This window comes from Tsukamurella sp. PLM1, from assembly GCF_023168325.1.
In the GTDB taxonomy this organism is placed as follows: Bacteria; Actinomycetota; Actinomycetes; order Mycobacteriales; family Mycobacteriaceae; genus Tsukamurella.
On sequence record NZ_AP025688.1, the window covers coordinates 1,177,357 to 1,196,605 of the forward strand.

Here is a 19,249-nt window from a genome sequence, read left to right on the forward strand (position 1 = left end):
TAGCGTGTAACTGAAACAGAATCCAGACGTTGGTCTGGTTCGCGTCCACTATGCAATGTCTGAGACAACACATGTCTCGAAGTGTTACGGCGGCCATAGCGAAGGGGAAACGCCCGGCTCCATTCCGAACCCGGAAGCTAAGCCCTTCAGCGCCGATGGTACTGCACTCGTGAGGGTGTGGGAGAGTAGGACACCGCCGGACTAAAATTAGATACAGAAGAGGACCCTCGTGGTCGGTAGAGCAGAAATGCTCCCGACCGCGGGGGTTCTTTCGTGTGCCCGTACGGTTCCGCGGGCGTCCGGGATCGTGGGCCGGCGCGTCCCGAGGCCCCTGCGGGGGTGGGCGCACCGTCGAATCGGGTGCCGTAGGGTGGATGCGTGCGTGTTGTGATTGCCGAATGCCAGGTCGACTACGTGGGACGGCTCACGGCTCACCTTCCGATGGCCCGCCGACTGATCCTGGTGAAGGCGGACGGCTCGGTCAGCATCCACGCGGACGATCGCGCCTACAAGCCGCTGAACTGGATGAGCCCGCCGTGCTGGCTGGAGACGGCACCGTCGGACGAGGACGCTCAGGACCTGCCCGAAGGACACCAGCTGTGGGTGGTCCGCAACAAAGCCGACGAGCAGCTGCGGATCCTCATCGGCGAGGTCGAGCACGACAGCAGCCATGAGCTCGGGGTCGACCCGGGCCTGGTGAAGGACGGAGTCGAGGCCCACCTGCAGGAGCTCCTCGCCGAACACACTCACACGTTCGGTGAGGGCTACACCCTGATCCGGCGGGAGTACATGACGGCGATCGGCCCTGTCGACCTGCTGTGCCGCGACGCGGACGGTGGCACCGTCGCGGTCGAGGTGAAGCGGCGGGCGGAGATCGACGGCGTGGAGCAGCTGACCCGCTACCTGGAGCTCCTCAATCGTGACCCGCTGATCGCGCCCGTGACGGGCATTCTGGCGGCGCAGCAGGTCAAGCCGCAGGCGCGGACGCTCGCGGAGGACCGTGGGATCCGGTGCGTGACCGTCGATTACGACGCGTTGCGCGGCACCGAAGACACGTCCTACAAGCTCTTCTAATGGGCCGCCGGCCGGTATCGCGGAAACGGGCCGGTGCGTCCCGAGCCGGCGGGCCACGGGGCGGCGCGACGGGGCACCGGCCGCTGAGCGCGGGGGATTCGGCTCCCGGGTCGAGTTCGGCGAGGAGGCGTTCCAGGTGCGCACCGTGACCGGCTCGGGCGCGGTGAAAGCCTACCGGTGCCCGGGCTGCGATCAGGTCATCGGCGCGGGGACGGCCCACGTCGTCGTGTGGCCGGCTGCGGAACGGGGCGGCGTCGGCGAGCGCCGGCATTGGCACAGCGGGTGCTGGCGCCGGGAGGCCGACCGCCGGGCGCGCTGACCCGGCGCGTCAACGTGTCCGGCGCATCAACGTGTCCGGCGCGTCAGCGCTTGTCGACCACGACCTGCTCGGTGACCGCCTCAGTGATCTCGTCGGACTCGGCCGCAGCGAAATCGTCGGCACCCAGCACTTCGTTCGCGCGCTGCGCGGCGGTGGGGCCGGGATCGGTGACGTGGTCGGCCCGGGGCGGCTTCGCCGCCTGGTACGGCGCGGGATCGATGCGCCGCTCCACGACCTCGGGCTCGTCGTCGCCCGTCGCGAGAGCCTCCGGCACGAGGGAGAGCTGCCGGCGCACCGTCTCGAGTTGATCGAGGATCGACGCGCGAAGCGACTGCATGTCCTCGGTGATGCGACGGGCGTTCGCCACCTGAGTGGCGATCCGGGTGTTGGTGTCCTCGAGCTTCTGCTCCGCTGTGGCGTTCGCGGTGTTGAGCGTCTGCTCGGCGCGCTCATTCGCGGAGTCGATCCGCTCACGAGCCTCGTCCTTCGACGCCTCCTCGAGCTCGGTGATCGTGCGGATGGCCTTGTCCCGGCGCATCGACATCGCCATGTCGAAGTCGTTCTGGACCCGCTCGCGGTTGTCCGCAGCCGACTGCGCCAGCTTCTCGGCCTCGGCCTTCGCCTCCGCCACGATGCGGTCGGCTTCGGCGCGGGCCTTCGCCATGGTGGCTTCGTGCTCCTCCTCCATGGCCTCGCGGCGCGCCGTCATGTCGGACCGGATGCGGTCGGCCTCGCGGCGCGTGGCCTCGGCCTCCTGGCGGGCGAGCGAGCGCACCTCGGCGGACTCGTTCTCTGCGGCCGCGCGGATCTCCGACGCCTCGTCGGACGCGAGACGCATCATCCGGGCGATGCGGTCGCTCATCCCCTCGGCGCTGGTGGGCGGAACGCTGAGCCGGTCGACCTCGCGGCGCAGGTTGTCGATCTCGTCCTGCGCCTCGTCGAGGAGGTCGGTCAACTCGCGGGCGTGCGCGGACGCCGCGTCCCGGTCTGCGGCCAGAACCCGCAGTTCAGCCTGGTAGCGGTGGAACTGCTCGCTGACCTGGTCCCGGTCGTACCCACGCAGGACCACCGCGAACGGTGCGGGCGCCGGGCCGCCCGTTACGTTGTCCGAATTCGCCATGCACCGATGGTACGTGGGCCGGGCGCGGGCCCGGCGTCAGCAGCCGCACAAGGTCCGAATTATCACCCGGTCACGATGCAGGTTCGACCAACTCCACGAGGATGCCGCCCGCATCCTTCGGGTGCAGGAAGTTGATGCGCGAGCCGGCCGTGCCGCTCCGCGGGGCGTCGTACAACAGCCGCACACCCTGCTCGGTGAGATGCGCGGTCACGGCGTCCAGGTCGGACACCCGGTACGCCAGTTGCTGCATCCCGGGACCGCTACGGTCGAGGAACTTGGCGATGGTCGACTCGGGGGTCAGGGGCGCGAGAATCTGCAGCTGGGCCTGGCTCGACGGTGCGCCGCCGTCCGCAAGGAGGGAGGCGGGGAGAGCATCCCCTCGCGCACGCCCGGGCCTCGTTGATCTCCTCGTGGGTGCACTCCATGCCCAGCACCCGGGCGTACCACTCGAGGGCCGCGTCGAAGTCGGCCACGGCCACGCCGACGTGGTCGATGCCCAGCACGAACTCCGCGGGGACGGCGTTCGCCCCGGGGTGCGCACCGTGGGCGGTGTGATCTGTTTGTCGCGATTGGCTCTCCGTCATGCCTCGAATGTAGCTTTGAGGCGGAAGACCCATGCCCACGAGGAGGAATGAAGTGGCCCCGACCGTACCCACGCAGGACGCCAGCCACGATCCGACGGTCATCGTCGCCGGCGCTCGGACGCCCTTCGGCAAGCTCCTCGGAGCGCTCAAGTCGCAGTCCGGCACCGATCTCGGCGCCGTCGCCATCCGCGGCGCGCTGGAGAAGAGCGGCGTCGATCCACAGACGATCGACTACGTGATCATGGGACAGGTCCTCACCGCGGGCGCCGGCCAGATGCCGGCTCGCCAGGCCGCGATCGCGGGCGGCGTGCCGTGGGACGTGCCCACGCTGACGATCAACAAGATGTGCCTGTCGGGCATCAATGCGATCGCCCGGCCGATCAGCTGATCCGCGCCGGTGAGTACGAGGTCGTGGTTGCCGGCGGCCAGGAGTCGATGACGCAGGCGCCGCACATCCTCACCGGCAGCCGCGAGGGCCACAAGTACGGCAGCGTCGAGATGCTCGATCACACCGCGTACGACGGCCTGCACGACGTGTTCACCGACCAGCCGATGGGCGGCCTCACCGAGCAGCTCAACACCACCGACACGGTGACGTACTCACGCGACGAGCAGGACGCGTTCGCCGCCGACTCGCACCGCAAGGCCGCCGCGGCGTGGGCCGCCGGCAAGTTCGCCGACGAGGTCGTGCCGGTGGAGATCCCGCAGCGCCGGGGCGAGCCGATCCGTGTTATCGAGGACGAGGGCGTCCGCGGCGATACGACCGTCGAGTCGCTCGCCAAGCTGCGCCCGGCCTTCGCGAAGGACGGCAGCATCACCGCGGGCAACGCCAGCCAGCTCACCGACGGCGCCGTCGCCGTGGTGGTGATGCGCAGGAGCAGGGCGCGGAGCTCGGTCTCGACTACCTCGCCGAGATCGGCGCGCACGGTGTCGTCGCCGGCCCGGACTCGTCGCTGCAGCACCAGCCCTCCAACGCCATCAAGAAGGCGTGTGAGAAGCAGGGCATCACACCCGGCGACCTCGACCTGCTGGAGATCAACGAGGCGTTCGCGGCCGTCGGCCTCGCGTCGACCGCCGACCTCGGCGTCGACCCCGAGAAGGTCAACGTCGACGGCGGCGCGATCGCCATCGGCCACCCGCTGGGGGCGTCCGGGGCGCGCATCGTGCTCCACCTCGCGCTCGAGCTCGCCCGCCGCGGCGGCGGCACCGGCGCCGCGGGCCTGTGCGGCGCCGGCGGCCGTGGCGACGCCCTCATCATCACCGTCCCCGGAAAGTAGAGAAGCAACACCGATGAACGAATCCCTCGCGTCCAAGATCGTCACCGCATTCAAGGTCGTCGCCTTCGTCGAGGCCCTCACCTGGGTGTGGTTGATCATCGGCATGATCATCAAGCGGGTACAGGACAAGCCCGACGCGATTGCTGCGCCCGGCATGACGCACGGCATCGTCTTCATGGTGCTGGTCGTTCTGACCCTCGCCACCGCCTACGCCCGCAAGTGGGACCTCAAGACCCTCGCCCTCGGCTTGCTCGCCACGGTGCTGCCCTTCTGCTCCGTGGTCTTCGAGGTCTGGGCGCAGCGCGCGGGCAAGCTCGACGCGCCCGCGGCACCGTCGGGCACCCCGAAGCGGGACGTGACCGCAGACGCGATCCGCGGATAGGCAGCCGCGACGCCCGGCTCGCGGGGTACCTTGATTCGCTGATCGGTTCGGCCTGACGAGGGGCGTGAGACATGGTGGACATCCTGGGCGGCCTGCCCGGAGGAAGGGCGCTCGAGGCGTCCGTGAACCGGCTGGCCGCCACGGCCCGCAACGGCTACGAGGTGCTCACGCAGGGCGGCCTCGAGACCGGCGCGAAGCCGTCGCAATTCGCGGTGGTCGACCGGTCCCCGATGTACCGGTTGCGGCGGTACTTCGCCGACTCGTCGCCGGCGCCCGCCGTGGACGGGCGGCCGGTGATCCTGCTGGTCCCGCCGATGATGGTGGACGCGAACGTCTTCGACGTCACCGAGGACAAGGGCGCCGTCTCGGTGCTGCACCGCGCGGGCATCGACCCGTGGGTGATCGACTTCGGTTCGCCCGACCGGGAGGAGGGCGGACTCGAGCGCAACCTCGCGGACCACGTGGTGGCCATCTCCAAAGCGATCGACCGGATCGTCGCCGTGCGCGGGCGCGACGTGCACATCGGCGGCTACTCGCAGGGCGGGATGTTCTGCTACCAGGTGGCCGCGTACCGCCGATCGCGGTCGATCGCGAGCCTCGTGACGTTCGGCAGCCCCGTCGACATCTCCGCCGGCCTGCCGCTGGGCGCCCCGCCCGCGCTGGTGAACAAGGGCGCCGAGTTCGTCGCCGACCACGTGTTCAACCGCTTCTACCTGCCGAGCTGGATGGTGCAGCGCGGCTTCGAGATGCTCAACCCGGTGAAGGCGGTCCGCTCGCGGATCGACTTCGTGCGGCAGCTGCACGACCGGGCGGCACTGCTCCCGCGCGAGGACCAGCGCCGCTTCCTCGAGGCCGACGGCTGGGTCGCTTACGCGGGGCCTGCGGTGGCCGACCTGCTCAAGCAGTTCGTCGTGCACAACCGCATGCTCACGGGCGGCTTCGCGATCGACGGCGACGCGGTCTCGCTCGCCTCGATCACCTGCCCGGTGCTGGCGTTCGTCGGCAAGTCGGACCAGATCGGCCGGCCGAGCGCGGTCCGCGGGATCCTGCAGGCGGCCCCGTCCGCGGACGTTTACGAGGCGCAGGTCTCGGCCGGGCACTTCGGGCTCGTCGTGGGCAGTTCGGCCGGCGCGGTCACCTATCCGACGGTGGCCGCCTGGATCGCCTGGCAGGAGGGGCGCGGCCCCGAGCCGGAGAACGTGGCGGCGATGCAGCCGCACGACGGCACGGACGCAGGCGTCAATCCGGTGGTCGCCGGCCTGGGTGGGCTCGCCACCGTCGGATTCGTGGCCGCGCGCGACGTGCTCGACGCGGCGTCGGGGCCGCGGCCGGCGCGTCGGCGGTGGCGCGCGAGGTGACCCGTGGCCTGCCCAAACTGGCCCGGTTGGGGCAGCTGCAGGCGCACACCCAGGTCTCGCTGGGCAAGCTGCTCGCGGAGCAGGCGGCGCGGGACCCGCACGGCGAGCTGTTCCTGTACGAGGACCGCGTGCACTCCAAGCACGCGGTCAACGAGCGCATCGACCGCGTCGTCAGCGGCCTGCTCCAGGTCGGCGTCCGGCAGGGCGAGCACGTGGGTGTGCTCATGCACACCCGCCCGTCGGCGCTGGTCGTGATGGCCGCGCTGTCGCGGCTCGGGGCCGTCGCGGTGCTGCTGCCGCCGGGTATCGATTACGCGGCAGCGCTACGGCTCGGCGAGGCGACGTCGGTGATCACCGACCCGGAGCACGCGCAGGACGCGGTGGCCGTCGCAGAGCGTGTGTTCGTCGTCGGTGGCGGCGACCGGCGCGACCGGCCGGGGGCGTCCCGTCAGGACCTCGACGCCGAGCTCGTCGACCTGGAGCAGGTCGACCCCGACGACGTGCGGATCCCGCGCTGGTACCGGCCCGACGCCGGGCTCGGGCGCGACCTCGCGTTCGTCATGTTCTCCGAGGCGGGCGGCGGGCTGCGGGCCAAGCGGGTCACGAACGGCCGGTGGGCGCTCTCGGCGTTCGGTACGGCGTCCGCGGCGCGGCTGTCGGAGAGCGACACCGTCTACTGCCTCACGCCGCTCAGTCACAGCTCGGGCCTGATGACGAGCCTGGGCGGTGCGCTTGCCGGCGGCTCCCGCATCGCGCTGACCAGGGACTTCGATCCCGACCGGTTCATGGTCGAGGTGCAGCGCTACGGCGTCACCGTGGTCTGCTACACCTGGAACCTGATGCGTGCGGTGCTCGACGCACCGGACCTCACGGTTCCGAAGTACCACCCCGTCCGGGCGTTCATCGGCTCGGGCATGTCCGCCGAGCTGTCCCGCCGGGTCTCGGAGGCGTTCGACGCGCAGGTCGTCGAGTTCTACGCCTCCACCGAGGGGGAGATCGTGCTGGCCAAGGTCCGGGGCGGCAAACCCGGGGCGAAGGGGCGTCGCCTGCCGGGCAGCGCCGAGGTCGCCCTGGTGGACTACTACTTCGACTCCGGCCGGTTCGTGGAGAACGGCGACGGATTCCTGCAGGAGGTCCGGCAGGGCGAGGTGGGAGTGCTCCTCGGTCGTGCGGACCCGGACACCACTCACCACGACGTCCTGCTGCGCGGCGTGTTCCGCCCGGGCGACGCCTGGTTCTCGACGGGGCACCTGTTCCGCCAGGACGACGACGGCGACTACTGGCTCGTCGACGACGTGCGCACCGTCGCGGTCACCGACCGCGGTCCGGTGTACTCGATCCCCGTCTCGGACGTGCTCGAGCAGTTGGGCCAGGTCGACCAGGCGGTCGTGTACCACGTCCCGGGGGCGTCGCCGTCGGACGCGCCCCAGGTGGTCGCGGCAGTCACGCTGCGCGCGGGGGACACCCTCACGGCGGACGAGGTGACCGACGCGTTCGCGGGCCGGCACGAGCAGTACCCCGACGCCGTGCACGTGGTCGACTCGGTTCCCCAGACCAGCTGGTTCCGCCCGCGTCGCGGCGCCTTGGCCGAGCGCGGCACGCCCGGGCCCGGGTCGTGGCGGTTCGACGCCGAACGCTCGCGGTACGCCTGACCCGAGCGCTCGCTCTCGGCGAACGCTTCCGGCGCCAGCGCGGGGGCGGACCCGTGCCAAGATGGAGGGGTGACTACACCGCGCGCCGGACGAGGCGCTTCCAGGCAGGACCAGGAACGGGCGTTGCGCACCGCGGCGGCCATGGCGGGGGCGGTCGACCTCTCGGGCCTCAAGGCCCGGGCGGACGCGAAGGCGGTCCAGGAGGCGCGCGCGGCGGCGGGGCAGGAGCCCGACGGTGCCGCGTCCGCCGGGCCCGGCGTCGTCGACGTCACCGACCAGAGCTTCCCCGTCGAGGTCATCGATCGGTCGGCGAACCAGTTGGTCGTCGTCCTGCTCATGGCCCCATACAGCGAGCAGTCCCAGGCGATGGCCGCGGTGCTCGGCAAGCTGGCGGCCGACGACGGCGGGCGTTGGACCCTCGCGCGCGTCGATGTCGACGGTGCGCCGGGGGTCGCGCAGGCCTTCGGCGCCCAGTCGGTGCCCATGGTGATCGCCGTCGCCGGGGGCCGCGCGGCCACCGCGTTCGCGGGCGCCCAACCGGAGCAGGCGGTGCGCCAGTGGCTCGACGACGTGCTCTCGCAGTTGCCGCCCGAGTTCGGCGGCGTCGGCGGCGGGGCCGGCGTCGAGGGGGAGGCGGACGCACCGTCGGACCCGCGGCGCGACGCGGCAGAGCAGCTCGCGGCCGACGGCGACTACGACGGTGCGCGCGCCGCGTACGAGGCGATCCTGCACGCCGACCCGCGCGATGTGGAGGCCGCCGCCGCGGTGAAGCAGATGGCGTTCTTCGCCCGCGCCACCCGCATCGAACCGGGGGCCGTGGGGCGCGCGGCCGCCGCCCCGGGCGACGTCGAGCAGATCCTCGCCGCCGCCGACGAGGAGCTCCTCGGTGGGGCCCCCGCGGATGCGTTCGCGCGCCTGACGGCGGCGATCCGCACCGCGTCCGGCGACGACCGCACCGCGCTGCGCACCCGACTGCTGGAGCTGTTCGAGCTGTTCGACCCGGCGGATCCGGTCGTGCTGGCGGCTCGCCGCGATCTCGCTGCCGCGCTCTTCTGACCCGCGGGCGGGCATGGGCCGCACCACGATCGCGGGTTTGTGATAATGATCGGGTGTCTGTGAACGGAGTGTCGCGTCGCGCGGTGCTGGCGGGGGTCGGCGGGGCGACACTCGCAGGTGCGCTCGCCGCGTGCGGACCGAGCACCGGCCGTGGTGAATCGGGGACCGGCGGTGATCTGCACGCCTGGTTCCACCAGTACGGCGAGAACGGCGCCCCGGAGGCGTTGGTGAGGTACGCGTCGCAGTTCCCGGGCAGTGGCGTGCGGGTCGTCTCGTTCCCCGGCGACTACGACCAGCGGGTGTCGTCGGCGCTGGCCGGCGGCGACGGGCCGGACGTGTTCGAGTTCGCCAACGGCCCGACGATGGACATGATCGCCGCGGGCCGGGTCGCCGATCTGACGGACCTGTTCGGTGACGCGCGTTCGGACTTCACGCCCGCGCTGCTCGACCGGATGACGTACCGCGGCCGGGTGTACGCGGTGCCGCAGGTGACCGACATGCAGCTACTGGTGTATCGGCGGTCGATGCTGGAGGCGGCCGGGGTAGTTCCACCCCGCACCCTCGACGAGCTGGTCTCGGCGGCGCGAGCGCTGAACGGGCCGGAGGTCAAGGGCCTGTTCCTCGGTAACAACGGTGGGGTGGACGTGGTCGGCGGGGTCCTGTTGTGGTCCTCGGGACACGACTACCTCACGCCCGACATCCGGCCCGGCTTCGTTCACGAGGACGTGGCCGCAGGCCTGCGGACGCTCCGCAGCCTGTTCACGTCGGGCGACCTGCTGCTCGGCGCACCGCAGGACTGGTCCGATCCGGGCGCGTTCATCGCCGGCCGGACCGCGATGCAGTGGACCGGCCTGTGGGCGCTGCCGGCGATCCGCGCGGCGCTCGGCGACGACGTCGGCGTCCGGCCCTTCCCGGCCATCGGCGCGAACGGCGGCGCGAGCGTCCCGTTCGGTGCGTACGGCGCGGCGGTGAACGCCGAAGGCGACGTGGAGCGGGCGAAGAAGTTCGTCCAGTGGTTGTGGATCGAGAGGACCGACCTGCAGCTCGACTGGGCACAGCAGTACGGGCTGCACGTCCCGGCCCGGCGGTCGCTGCTGCCGCAGGCGACGAAGCTGGCGACCGGCCTGTACAACGAGGCCGCCCAACTCGTGTACTCCGTCGGCCGGCCGCAGACTCCCCTGTTGTGGACCCCGCGCAGCGCCACGGCCTATCGCGACGCGCTCGACCGCGTCATCCGCGGCGGGACCGACCCGATGGCCGAGCTCCGCGGTGTCGCCACGGTCGTCGAGAAGGAGCTCGAGCGGTTCCCGAGCTGACGGTCCGCCGCGTCCCGGAACGCGTTCCTTGGTATCGATCGCCCCTCCGGCGGCGTTGTTCCTGGTAGCGCGGCGTTGGATCACGGCGGGCGCGGAGCGCACCGGCAGTTCCCCGATGAGCTGATGTGACCGTCGTCACCGGTGTCCGAGCTCCGGCGACCGGGACACGCCGGGGCCGTTGATAGGCGGATTCGCTGGATCTATCGACCGGTTCCGCTTAGTCTGAACCGGTTCTGTCCGGCCCTCGTCGGCCGGACGAGAGGAGACGATGATGTCGGTCACCACGCATCGCGGCGTGAGCGCCCAGTCGGCGCTCGCCATCGCGGGGGCCCGCCTGCTGCTCAAGCCCCTCATCGGGCTGTACCCCGTGCGGTCCTGGTCGTTCGGTCCGCTCGCGCTCATCGAGGGGCTCGCGGACCGAATCGGGTGGATGCCCGACGACGTCGAGGTGGACCGGGTGGAGCTGGCCGGCGTGCCGGTGGAGCGGCTGGTTCCCACCGCGGGCGACCTGCGGCCCGACGTCGCTCTCTGCTACTACCACGGTGGCGCGTTCCTCGCCGGTGGCCCCGCGACCCACCGCCGGGTCGCGGCGGCGCTGGCCCGCGCGCTCGGCGTGACGGTCTTCAACGTCGATTACCGGCAGCTGCCCGAGGTGGGGGTCGGATCGTCGGTCGAGGACGGCTACCGCGTCTACCGCGCGGTCGCCGATTCGGGCCGCTACACACAGGTCGCGGTGGGGGGCGATTCCGCCGGCGGCTACGTCTCCGCCAAGGTGGTCGAACTCGCGTACCTCGACGCCTCGCGGACGCCCGCGGCGTACTTCGGCTTCTCCCCGCTGCTCACCCCGACGGTCGAGGACGGCGACCCGCGTTACGACATCGACGATGCGTACCTCACCGCCGACAAGCTGCGCGGCCTGCGCGAGTTCTTCGACCGCGGGCCGGACGCGCTGCGCGGCGACGACGACGCGACGCGGATCGACCCGGCCGCCTTCCCACCCGCGCTGGTGGTCGCGTGTACCGAAGAGATGCTCCGCGTGGACGCCGAGCGCCTGCACGCGCGTCTCGACGCCGCCGGCCGCCTCTGTGACCTGCACCTGTACGAGGGCGGTGTGCACGCGTTTCCGGTGCTCGCCGGTGCGACCCCGGAGAGTGCCCAGGCGGTGCAGATCACCGCACTCTTCCTGGAGGCCGCGTTCGACGCGAACTCCGCACGCCGCGCCGCCTGAACGGGCTGGACCGGGGGCGGCCGTCGTCAGAGTACGGCCCTGAGGAACTCGCGCGTGCGTTCGTGCGTCGGGCTGCCGAACAGCTTCTCCGGGGGCGCCTCCTCGATCACGCGACCGCTGTCGAACATGAGCACCCGGTCGGAGACCTCGCGGGCGAAGCGCATCTCGTGGGTCACGATCACCATCGTGATGTCGGTGCCCGTCGCGATGTCCCGGAGCACAACGAGCACGTCGTCGACCAGCTCGGGGTCGAGCGCGGAGGTGACCTCGTCGAGCAGCATCACCTTGGGATTCATCGCGAGGCACCGCGCGATGGCCACCCGCTGCTGCTGCCCTCCGGACAGTTGCGACGGGTGCGCGTCCTCCTTGTCGGCGAGCCCCACGACCTCCAGCAGTTCCCGGGCCCGGGCGACGGCCTTCTCCTTGTCCTGGTTCAGGACGTGCACGGGGGCCTCGATGATGTTGCCCAGGACGCGCATGTTCGGGAAGAGGTTGAACTGCTGGAACACCATGCCGATCTGCTTGCGGATCTCGCGCAGGTGCTTCTCCCGTGCCGGCACCAGACGGCCGCCGCGCATCTCGTGGGTCAGCGGTCGCCCGTCCACTTCGATCACGCCTTCCGTGACGGTCTCGAGAGTCATGAGCAGCCGGAGGATCGTGGTCTTGCCGGAGCCGCTCGGGCCGATCAGGGTCACCTTCTCTCCACGTCCGACGGTGAAGTCGAGGCGGTCGAGCACGGTGTGGTCGCCGAACCGTTTGACTACGCCGTCGAACCGGATCATTCGATCGTTGGTGTCCGGGTCAGTAGACAAGGCGCTTCTCCAGTCGTCGAATGAGCACTGAGGTGGGGTAACTGGCGGCGAGGAAGAACGCGCCGGCCATGGTGATCGCCTCCAGGTAGGCGAACTTCGAGGCGCCGTACTGCTGGGCGGCGGTGACGAGCTCGACCACTGTGATCGTGAACAGGTACGGGGTGTCCTTGAACATCGAGACGGCGTTGTTGCCCAGTGCGGGGATGCTTCTGCGGATGGCCTGCGGCAGGATCACGGCGCGCCACGTCCGCGCCGGGGAGAGCGACAACGCCCGGGCAGCCTCCCACTGTCCCTTCGGCACGTCGTCGATCCCGGCGCGGTAGACCTCCGCCATATAGGTCGAGTAGTGCACGCCGAGCACCGCGATACCGATGCTGAGTGCCGTGAACTGAGGGAGCAGTGCGTACGCGAACAGCAGTTGGACCACGATCGGGGTGAGCCGGACGAACTCCGCGACTGCGTGGACGGGCACCGAGATCCAGCGCGGCGCGGCCCTGCGGGCCACGGCGATCAGCAGGCCCAGTGCCGCCGCCAGCAGGAAGCCGAGCAGGGTGGCGAGCAGGGTGATCTGAAATCCCTGCCACAGCACGGGGAGTGCCTCCCCGGCGCGCTTCCAGCTCCAGTCGATCATCGGAGCGCCCCCGTGCGATCGCCCGCGCCGGGCCGGAGCCGGAGCCCGCCACGGAGGGCGTCGCGCACCGAGGGGCCCCGGCCGAGGCGGTGTTTCGCGCGGGTCTCCGCGAGGTTGATGGCCGCGAGGAGGACGAGCGCGAGCACCAGGTACACGACGAGGCCCACGCCGAAGGAGAACAGGGTGTCGCCGGAGGCCTTCCGCAGGTCCGTGATGCCCGCCGTGAGGTCGTACAGCGTGATGTAGGAGGCGAACGCGGTGCCCTTGAGCAGGTGGATCAGCAGGTTCCCCAGTGACGGCACCATGAGGGCCCACGCCTGCGGGAAGATCACCCGGCGCAGCCGCTGCCACGGTGAGAAGCTCAGCGCGATCGCCGCCTCGACCTGAGGTCGGGGCACCGCGTTGAGGGCGCCGCGCACCACCTCCGCCCCGTAGGCGCCGTAGTTGAGGCCGAGCGCGACGATGCCGCACACCAGGGGCTCCAGCCGATAGCCGAGCAGGGGGAGGACGTAGAAGAAGAAAAAGAGCTGGACCACGAGCGAACTGCCGCGGAACACCTCGATGACCACTCGCGCGAGCGCCCGGAGGGGAGGAAGCGCACGCGCACGACGGTGCCGAGCGCGAGGGCGATCACGAAGGCCAGCAGGCCGCCGCCGAGGGTGAGTTCGACCGTCACCAGGATGCCTTTCCGCAGGAGCGGCAGGGCATCGGTGAGGGCGCCGATGTCGACGTTCACGATGGGTGACCGGCGGGCGTCAGCCGCCCGTCGTACAGAGCTGCTCGGTGGTCAGTGCCGGATCCGGGATGTTCTCCTCCGTGAAGCCGAACGGGCCCAGCAGTTCCATGTATTTCGCCTTGTCCCGCACGATCTTCTGCGCCTCGGCGTTGTAGGCGTCCAGGAGGTCGGTGTCGTCCGACCGGAACACGGCGGCTCCGGCCGGGTTGTAGGGCTTGCCGTTGAGATTCGCGATGAACGGCTTGGTGACCTCGACGTTCGGGTTCGGCGGGTTGTTCTTGAGGTAGTTCTGCGAGACGGCCGTGTACGCGAAGGCGTCCACCCGGCCGGAGGCGACGGCGTCCAAGCCGTCCTGCTGGGCGCCGACGAGCGTGGCCTCGATACCGGCGTTCTTCGCGTAGTCAGCCTCGATCGCACCGGTCACCGCCGCCATGGTGGCGCCGCTCTCCCTGATCGACTCGATCGAGGTGAGACTCTTCGGATTGCCGGGTTTGACCATCAGCGCGGTCGTGTAGTTGATCAGCGGTGTGCTGAAAGCGGCCTGGGCGCAGCGGTCGGGCAGGATCGACATGCCTGCGCTCACCATGTCGTAGCGCTTGGCGTTGAGGCCCGGAATCAGTCCCGCCCAGTCGGTCTTCACGCCCTTGACCTCGTTGATCCCCAGATTCTTGAAGATCTCGCGGTCGATGGCGATGGTGCCCCCGGTGAGTTCGCCGTCCTTCTCGAACGAGTACGGCGCCTCCCCGGCGAAGGCGACGGTGATGCTTCCCGCTTCCCGTAGTCGTTCCAGGGTGCTCTTGCCGCCGTCCTGGTCGGTCTTCGTGCAACCCGCCAGTACCGTCGCCGCGAGCGCGCCCGCTGCGACGGCGGCGACACCTCGGCGGAACCCGTTCTTGCTCCAGGAATTCTTGTTCGATCTCACGGTCGCGACCTCTCGTTCGGGCCGTCGCACACTGGCACGGATTCCGCGCGAGTCCGAGTCTGCGCCACGGTTGTCGGCGGCCCTGGTTTCGTTCGATTCCTCGTTTCGGTGCTGTGAGCACCGTACCAATCCGCGGGCGCTGACATCGTGGAACGCGGGACCACCGCGATCGCGGCCTCCGGGCGGCCTACGATGACGGCATGCTGCTGCCGCACACGGTGACCCCGGTTCCGCCCGGCTCCGACGACGAGCCGGCCGTCACGATCGGCGGCCGCACGCTCTCGCGCACCGACCTCGTCGGGGCGTCGACGGCGGTCGCCGAGCGGCTGAACGGGCTGGGGGTGCGCGGTCCGGTGGCGGTGTTCGCCGAGCCGACGCTCGCCACCGTCGTCGCGCTGGTCGGAGCCTTGCGCGCCGGGGTCCCGGCCGTGCCCGTCCCGCCCGATTCCGGCACCGACGAGATCGCGCACGTGCTCGCCGATTCCGGCGCGCAGGCGTGGCTCGGGGCGACCCCGGCCGATCCCGCCCGGTTCGGTCTGCCGACGGTGCCGGTGCGCGAGCACGCGCGCGGCTGGCACGCGCTGCCCGAACCGCCGGCGGGGGCGACGGCGCTCATCATGTACACCTCGGGCACCACGGGTGCGCCGAAGGGCGTGCCGATCCGCCGCGAGGCGATCGCGGCGTGCATCGACGGCCTCGCCGATGCGTGGGCGTGGACGGCGAACGACACGCTGGTGCACGGGCTTCCGCTGTTCCACGTGCACGGTCTCATCCTGGGCGTGCTCGGTCCGCTGCGGGTGGGAAGCCCGCTGGTGCACACCGGGAAGCCGACTCCCGAGGCCTACGCGGCGGCCGCGCGGGAGCAGGGCGGCACGCTGTTCTTCGGTGTCCCCACGGTGTGGTCGCGGATGGCGCGGGATCCCGAATCCGCTGCGGCGCTGCGGGACGCGCGCCTGCTGATCTCGGGGAGCGCCCCGCTGCCCGCGCCGGTGTTCGAGCGCATCCGCGAACTCACGGGCCACGAGATCGTGGAGCGCTACGGCATGACCGAGACCCTGATCACCGTCAGCGCGCGGGCCGACGGCGAGCGCCGTCCCGGCTGGGTGGGCCTGCCGATCGGCGGCGTCGAGTCGCGCATCATCGTCGAATCCGGCGGCGAGGCACCGCACGACGGGGAGTCGATCGGCGCGCTGCAGATCCGCGGCCCCATGGTGGGCGCCGAGTACCTGAACCGTCCCGACGCGACGGCCGAATCCTGGGTGGGCGACGGCTGGTTCGATACCGGCGACGTGGCGGTCATCGACGCGGGCGGCTTCCACCGCATCGTCGGCCGGGCCTCCACCGACCTCATCAAGACGGGTGGGTTCCGCGTCGGCGCCGGCGAGATCGAGGCGGCACTGCTCGGCCACGGCGACGTCCGCGAGGCGGCGGTCGTCGGGCTGCCGGACGACGACCTCGGGCAGCGCGTCGTCGCGTTCGTCGTCGCCGACGGTGCGCGGGACGACTCCGCGGCGTCCGGGATCGTCGCGTTCGTGGGGGAGACGCTGTCGAAGCACAAGCGTCCCCGGGAGATCCGCTTCGTCGACGACCTCCCGCGCAATCCCATGGGCAAGGTGCAGAAGAAGCAGCTGCTCGCCGACTAATCCGCCGAGCGGAAGCGGCGTGCGCCGAGCGCGGCTCGGGTGGTGCACGAGGAGCTGAGCGGTGAAGGCCCTCCCGCCGAGCGGGTAATGGAAGTTCGGTCGGGAACCATCGCAGTGGTTGTCGCGATGTCCACAGTCAGTGGAATTCGACGGCGACCTCGTCGGTACGCGGAAGCGATTGGCACGCCAAGCGGATGCCGTTGCCGAGCTCGTGGTCATCGAGGGTGTCGTTGACGATCATGTGCACCTCACCGCTGCGCAGGGTGAATGCGCAGCCGCCGCAGTTGCCCTCGCGGCAGACGTACGGTGCGTCGAGCCCTCGGTCCAGGAGTGCATCGAGGAGTACATGTTCGCGTGGCCACGTGAGGACGGTGGTGTCGCCGTGCAGGTCGACGGTGACGGTCGCGGCACCGTCCGGCGGGGCGGAGGCCTCGTCCGCCCCGGGTTCCGGAGCGTGTGTGGCGAACGGATCGCCGGTCAGCGAGGAGAAGCTCTCCCGGTGGATCCGGCCCTCGTCGATGCCGATGGCCGCCGCGGCCGCCGCAGCGCAGTCCATGAAGGCGGCGGGACCGCACACGTACGCCGAGGTCGTGCCTGTCGGTGTGGGTAACAGTGACGCGAGGCCCGCGGAGTCGGGGAGCCCGCGGTCGGACTCGAGCCAGTGGGTCACCGACAGCCGGTCGCCGTGTTCGTCGGCGAGAGCGGCGATCGCGGCGTGGAAGATCACGGCGTCGCGGTCCCTGTTCGCGTACACGAGCGTCACCGGCGTCGCCGACGATGCAAGTGTGGCGCGGAGGATCGACATGACGGGCGTGATGCCGCTTCCCGCTGCGAGTAGCACGAGCCGGTCCGCAGCGCCGCGGACGGTGAACCGCCCGCTCGGAGGCAGGGAGTCGAGGATCATTCCCGGCTCGGCGTTGTCGCACAGCCAGTTCGAGGCGTAGCCACCGGTGGTTCGCTTGACGGTGACCTTGAGGTGCTCGTCGAGTCCGGGAGTACTCGACAGCGAGTAACAGCGCGGCGCCCAGCGCGTGCCGTCCTCCGGCATGCCGGGGACGCGCAGGGTGAGGAACTGTCCGGGCGAGTAGTCGAGGCGGCCCTCGGCGGGATGCGCGAAGACGAGGGAGACCGCGTCGGCGGCCTCCTCGATCACGTCGATGATCTCGAGCGGATGCGGCCGTGCGGCCGCCGATGAATCCACGGTGTCCTGCTCCTTCGTCGGGTTCCCGGACGCTACCGCGGCAACTGTGCCATTGACAAATGGCACGGTTGCTGATGGTGTGTAGGACATGCGAACAACGACACCGGCCCCGTCGGTCCCGTCGGCGTCGACCACCCGGTCGGACGTCGCCGCGCTCGTCACGCGCTACGGCTTGGGCGTGACCAGCGGACTCATCCCGATGAACGCCGTCGGGATCCGGGTGGCACGCGGGCTGGTCGCCACGATCATGGGCGCTCTCGGCTCGACCCCGCGGGGGACCACCGTCAGTGCCGTCCGGACGCCGGTGCGCGGCGAATGGGTGCTCGGGCCGGACGTCAGCTACGGCCGGCGAGCGATCTACTACGTGCACGGCAGCGCCTACGTCATCTGCTCGGCGCGCACTCATCGCAGCCTGGCGGCGCGGCTCTCGGCCGCCACGGGACTGCCGGTCTTCGTCGTGGACTACCGCCTCGCGCCGGAACACCCGTTCCCGTGCGCCGCGACCGATGTGGCAGCGGGCCTCGACTGGCTGCTCACCCAGGGTTACACGGCGGACGATGTCGTGATCGCCGGCGACTCGGCGGGAGGGCACCTGATCGCGGACCTGCTGCTGCACCGCGCCGAGACCGATCGCGACCAGCCCGCCGCTGCCGTCCTCTTCTCCCCGCTCATCGATCTGACCTTCGCGCTCGCGGCGCAGCAGGAACGGATCCGGCGCGACCCTGCCATCTCCGCCGCGGCCGCCAAGCGTCTCGTCGACCAGTACACGCAGGGCGTGGATCCAGCACATCCGCGCCTGCGGCTCGACGTCCGGCGCGCGGACCGGCTGCCGCCGTTCCTGATCCAGGCCGGCGGCGCCGAGATGCTCTCCGCCGACGCCCGCCACCTCGACGCGGAGCTCCGCAGCCACGGTGGTGACAGCACGCTGGAGATCTGGCCGGGCCTCATGCACGTCTTCCAGGCGCTGCCCCGGCTCGCCCCGGAGGCCGACGGCGCGCTCCTGCGGGTGCGCGACTTCCTCGCGGCGCTCGAAAGCGCCCCCACCCACACAGATTCGGAGGTTTCATGATGTTCGGTATCGACCGACTCCTGCACCATCTCGTCCGCGATCCCCTCACCGTCGAAGCGAGGGCCGTGGTGACCGGCGCCGGCAGCGGCATAGGCCGGGCGTTCGCGCTCGAGCTCGCCCGGCGCGGCGGCGAGATCGTCTGCGCCGACATCGACGAGGGGCGCGCGAAAGAGACCGTCGCGCTGATCGAGGCCCGCGGCGGTACGGCGCACGCCGTCACCGTCGACGTGGCCGACCACGCCGCCGTCGAGAACCTCGCGGCGTTCGCGCGCACCGTCTTCGACGGCCCGCCCACCCTGGTGATCAACAACGCCGGCGTGGGCATCGGCGGACGGTCCGTCGGCGACATCGGGCTCGATGACTGGAACTGGGCCCTCGGCATCAACCTGTGGGGCGTGGTGCACGGCTGCGAGCTGTTCGCGCCGATGCTCCGCGAGGCCGGGCGCGGCGGCATCATCAACGTCGCCTCGGCCGCCGGATTCGCCGCAGCGCCTTCGATGGGGCCGTACAACGTCTCCAAAGCCGGAGTCATGTCCCTCTCGGAGACCCTCGCCGCCGAGCTCGCGGGATCCGGCGTGAACGTGACGGTCCTGTGTCCCACGTTCGTCAAGACCAATGTCGCCCGCGACGGCCGGATCACCAAGGGGAGCAAGAACCTCGCCGGCACCCTGATGAAGCTCACCGGGGTCTCGCCCGCCGGCGTCGCCGCGCAGACCCTCGACGCGCTCGACCTCGGTCGCCTCTACGTGGTGCCGCAGCTCGACGCGAACGTGATCTGGCACCTCAAGCGCCACTTCCCGACGCCCTACGTCCGCGGCCTGGGGTTGCTCACCCGACTCCTGCCCGCCTCCTGACCGCCGCACCCCCGA

At 70.9% G+C, this 19,249-nt stretch carries 16 protein-coding genes, 1 rRNA gene and 3 pseudogenes; 13 read left to right on the top strand and 7 right to left on the bottom strand.

Translation table 11 applies throughout. From position 1 onward, the window contains the following. Nucleotides 1-85 precede the first annotated feature (85 nt). From rrf to MTP03_RS23455, 3 genes are all read left to right on the top strand, one after another. Nucleotides 86-202: ribosomal RNA gene (rrf, locus tag MTP03_RS06250) — 5S ribosomal RNA — on the top strand. A gap of 176 nt (nucleotides 203-378) precedes the next feature. Further along, nucleotides 379-1,074 (top strand): endonuclease NucS, encoded by a 696-nt coding sequence (nucS, locus tag MTP03_RS06255; RefSeq protein WP_248491192.1) that lies wholly within the window; start codon nucleotides 379-381, stop codon nucleotides 1,072-1,074. A gap of 136 nt (nucleotides 1,075-1,210) precedes the next feature. Continuing rightward, nucleotides 1,211-1,393 (top strand): hypothetical protein, encoded by a 183-nt coding sequence (locus MTP03_RS23455; RefSeq protein ID WP_371820902.1) that lies wholly within the window; start codon nucleotides 1,211-1,213, stop codon nucleotides 1,391-1,393. A gap of 43 nt (nucleotides 1,394-1,436) precedes the next feature. Here MTP03_RS23455 and MTP03_RS06265 read toward each other — a convergent pair whose 3' ends face one another. Further along, on the bottom strand, nucleotides 1,437-2,513 hold the full coding sequence (locus MTP03_RS06265) for a hypothetical protein (RefSeq protein ID WP_248491194.1): 1,077 nt from the start codon (nucleotides 2,511-2,513) through the stop codon (nucleotides 1,437-1,439). Between the two features lie 70 nt (nucleotides 2,514-2,583). Further along, nucleotides 2,584-3,097: pseudogene (gene mce, locus MTP03_RS06270) on the bottom strand (methylmalonyl-CoA epimerase). A 31-nt stretch (nucleotides 3,098-3,128) separates the two neighbouring features. On the opposite strand from mce, the pseudogene MTP03_RS06275 reads away from it, so the two are divergent. The 7 genes and pseudogenes from MTP03_RS06275 to MTP03_RS06305 all read left to right on the top strand — a co-directional run bounded on the left by MTP03_RS06275 (nucleotide 3,129) and on the right by MTP03_RS06305 (nucleotide 11,366). Further along, nucleotides 3,129-4,374 (top strand): annotated as a pseudogene (locus MTP03_RS06275) (acetyl-CoA C-acetyltransferase). 103 nt (nucleotides 4,375-4,477) lie between these two features. Next, the gene (locus tag MTP03_RS06280) at nucleotides 4,478-4,756 is read left to right on the top strand and encodes a DUF3817 domain-containing protein (protein ID WP_248492059.1); all 279 of its coding nucleotides are present in this window, start codon (nucleotides 4,478-4,480) and stop codon (nucleotides 4,754-4,756) included. A gap of 71 nt (nucleotides 4,757-4,827) precedes the next feature. Continuing rightward, a complete protein-coding gene (locus MTP03_RS06285) occupies nucleotides 4,828-6,114 on the top strand; it encodes an alpha/beta fold hydrolase (protein ID WP_248491196.1) in 1,287 nt (428 codons plus the stop codon). After that, nucleotides 6,111-7,766: an AMP-binding protein gene (locus MTP03_RS06290; protein ID WP_248491197.1), complete on the top strand. Its 1,656-nt coding sequence runs from the start codon at nucleotides 6,111-6,113 to the stop codon at nucleotides 7,764-7,766. Before MTP03_RS06285 ends, MTP03_RS06290 begins: the two co-directional genes overlap by 4 nt. A 141-nt stretch (nucleotides 7,767-7,907) precedes the next feature. Then, entirely contained in the window at nucleotides 7,908-8,822 is a 915-nt protein-coding gene (locus MTP03_RS06295) for a tetratricopeptide repeat protein (protein ID WP_248492060.1), read from the top strand. Nucleotides 8,823-8,875: 53 nt separating this feature from the next. Next, entirely contained in the window at nucleotides 8,876-10,138 is a 1,263-nt protein-coding gene (locus MTP03_RS06300; RefSeq protein ID WP_248491199.1) for an ABC transporter substrate-binding protein, read from the top strand. Nucleotides 10,139-10,406: 268 nt separating this feature from the next. Next, nucleotides 10,407-11,366, top strand: a complete 960-nt coding sequence (locus MTP03_RS06305; protein ID WP_248491201.1) for an alpha/beta hydrolase — start codon at nucleotides 10,407-10,409, stop codon at nucleotides 11,364-11,366. Between the two features lie 26 nt (nucleotides 11,367-11,392). On the opposite strand, the gene ehuA is transcribed toward MTP03_RS06305, so the two are convergent. The 4 genes and pseudogenes from ehuA to ehuB form a co-directional block, all read right to left on the bottom strand. Beyond that, a complete protein-coding gene (ehuA, locus tag MTP03_RS06310) occupies nucleotides 11,393-12,148 on the bottom strand; it encodes an ectoine/hydroxyectoine ABC transporter ATP-binding protein EhuA (protein ID WP_248492061.1) in 756 nt (251 codons plus the stop codon). A 19-nt stretch (nucleotides 12,149-12,167) separates the two neighbouring features. Continuing rightward, nucleotides 12,168-12,809 (bottom strand): ectoine/hydroxyectoine ABC transporter permease subunit EhuD, encoded by a 642-nt coding sequence (gene ehuD, locus MTP03_RS06315; protein WP_248491203.1) that lies wholly within the window; start codon nucleotides 12,807-12,809, stop codon nucleotides 12,168-12,170. After that, nucleotides 12,806-13,545, bottom strand: a pseudogene (gene ehuC / locus MTP03_RS06320) (ectoine/hydroxyectoine ABC transporter permease subunit EhuC). Before ehuC ends, ehuD begins: the two are co-directional and overlap by 4 nt. Nucleotides 13,546-13,564: 19 nt before the next feature. Continuing rightward, on the bottom strand, nucleotides 13,565-14,467 hold the full coding sequence (gene ehuB / locus MTP03_RS06325) for an ectoine/hydroxyectoine ABC transporter substrate-binding protein EhuB (protein ID WP_248491205.1): 903 nt from the start codon (nucleotides 14,465-14,467) through the stop codon (nucleotides 13,565-13,567). A 200-nt stretch (nucleotides 14,468-14,667) separates the two neighbouring features. Here ehuB and MTP03_RS06330 point away from each other — a divergent pair, with 200 nt between their 5' ends. Beyond that, the gene (locus MTP03_RS06330) at nucleotides 14,668-16,110 is read left to right on the top strand and encodes an acyl-CoA synthetase (protein WP_248491206.1); all 1,443 of its coding nucleotides are present in this window, start codon (nucleotides 14,668-14,670) and stop codon (nucleotides 16,108-16,110) included. Nucleotides 16,111-16,246: 136 nt separating this feature from the next. Here the strand turns inward: MTP03_RS06330 and MTP03_RS06335 are convergent, their stop codons facing one another. Further along, nucleotides 16,247-17,311 carry a ferredoxin--NADP reductase gene (locus MTP03_RS06335; RefSeq protein WP_248491208.1) on the bottom strand — a complete coding sequence of 355 codons (1,065 nt, stop codon included), beginning with the start codon at nucleotides 17,309-17,311 and terminating at the stop codon, nucleotides 16,247-16,249. Between the two features lie 88 nt (nucleotides 17,312-17,399). Between MTP03_RS06335 and MTP03_RS06340 the strand changes: the two genes are divergently transcribed. Both MTP03_RS06340 and MTP03_RS06345 read left to right on the top strand, forming a co-directional pair. Continuing rightward, the gene (locus MTP03_RS06340; protein WP_248491210.1) at nucleotides 17,400-18,380 is read left to right on the top strand and encodes an alpha/beta hydrolase; all 981 of its coding nucleotides are present in this window, start codon (nucleotides 17,400-17,402) and stop codon (nucleotides 18,378-18,380) included. Next, nucleotides 18,380-19,234, top strand: a complete 855-nt coding sequence (locus MTP03_RS06345) for an SDR family NAD(P)-dependent oxidoreductase (protein WP_371820959.1) — start codon at nucleotides 18,380-18,382, stop codon at nucleotides 19,232-19,234. The genes MTP03_RS06340 and MTP03_RS06345 overlap by 1 nt, the downstream gene beginning before the upstream one ends. Nucleotides 19,235-19,249 lie beyond the last annotated feature (15 nt).

What these genes read in the sequence shown, in the direction of transcription:
- MTP03_RS06340 (WP_248491210.1), top strand. Translation starts at nt 17,400, where the DNA reads ATGCGAACAACGACACCGGCCCCGTCGGTCCCGTCGGCGTCGACCACC.
- MTP03_RS06295 (WP_248492060.1), top strand. Translation starts at nt 7,908, where the DNA reads ATGGCGGGGGCGGTCGACCTCTCGGGCCTCAAGGCCCGGGCGGACGCG.
- MTP03_RS06305 (WP_248491201.1), top strand. Translation starts at nt 10,407, where the DNA reads ATGATGTCGGTCACCACGCATCGCGGCGTGAGCGCCCAGTCGGCGCTC.
- MTP03_RS06280 (WP_248492059.1), top strand. Translation starts at nt 4,478, where the DNA reads ATGATCATCAAGCGGGTACAGGACAAGCCCGACGCGATTGCTGCGCCC.
- MTP03_RS06330 (WP_248491206.1), top strand. Translation starts at nt 14,668, where the DNA reads ATGCTGCTGCCGCACACGGTGACCCCGGTTCCGCCCGGCTCCGACGAC.
- MTP03_RS06265 (WP_248491194.1), bottom strand. Translation starts at nt 2,513, where the DNA reads ATGGCGAATTCGGACAACGTAACGGGCGGCCCGGCGCCCGCACCGTTC.
- MTP03_RS06345 (WP_371820959.1), top strand. Translation starts at nt 18,380, where the DNA reads ATGTTCGGTATCGACCGACTCCTGCACCATCTCGTCCGCGATCCCCTC.
- MTP03_RS06285 (WP_248491196.1), top strand. Translation starts at nt 4,828, where the DNA reads ATGGTGGACATCCTGGGCGGCCTGCCCGGAGGAAGGGCGCTCGAGGCG.
- ehuD (WP_248491203.1), bottom strand. Translation starts at nt 12,809, where the DNA reads ATGATCGACTGGAGCTGGAAGCGCGCCGGGGAGGCACTCCCCGTGCTG.
- ehuA (WP_248492061.1), bottom strand. Translation starts at nt 12,148, where the DNA reads ATGATCCGGTTCGACGGCGTAGTCAAACGGTTCGGCGACCACACCGTG.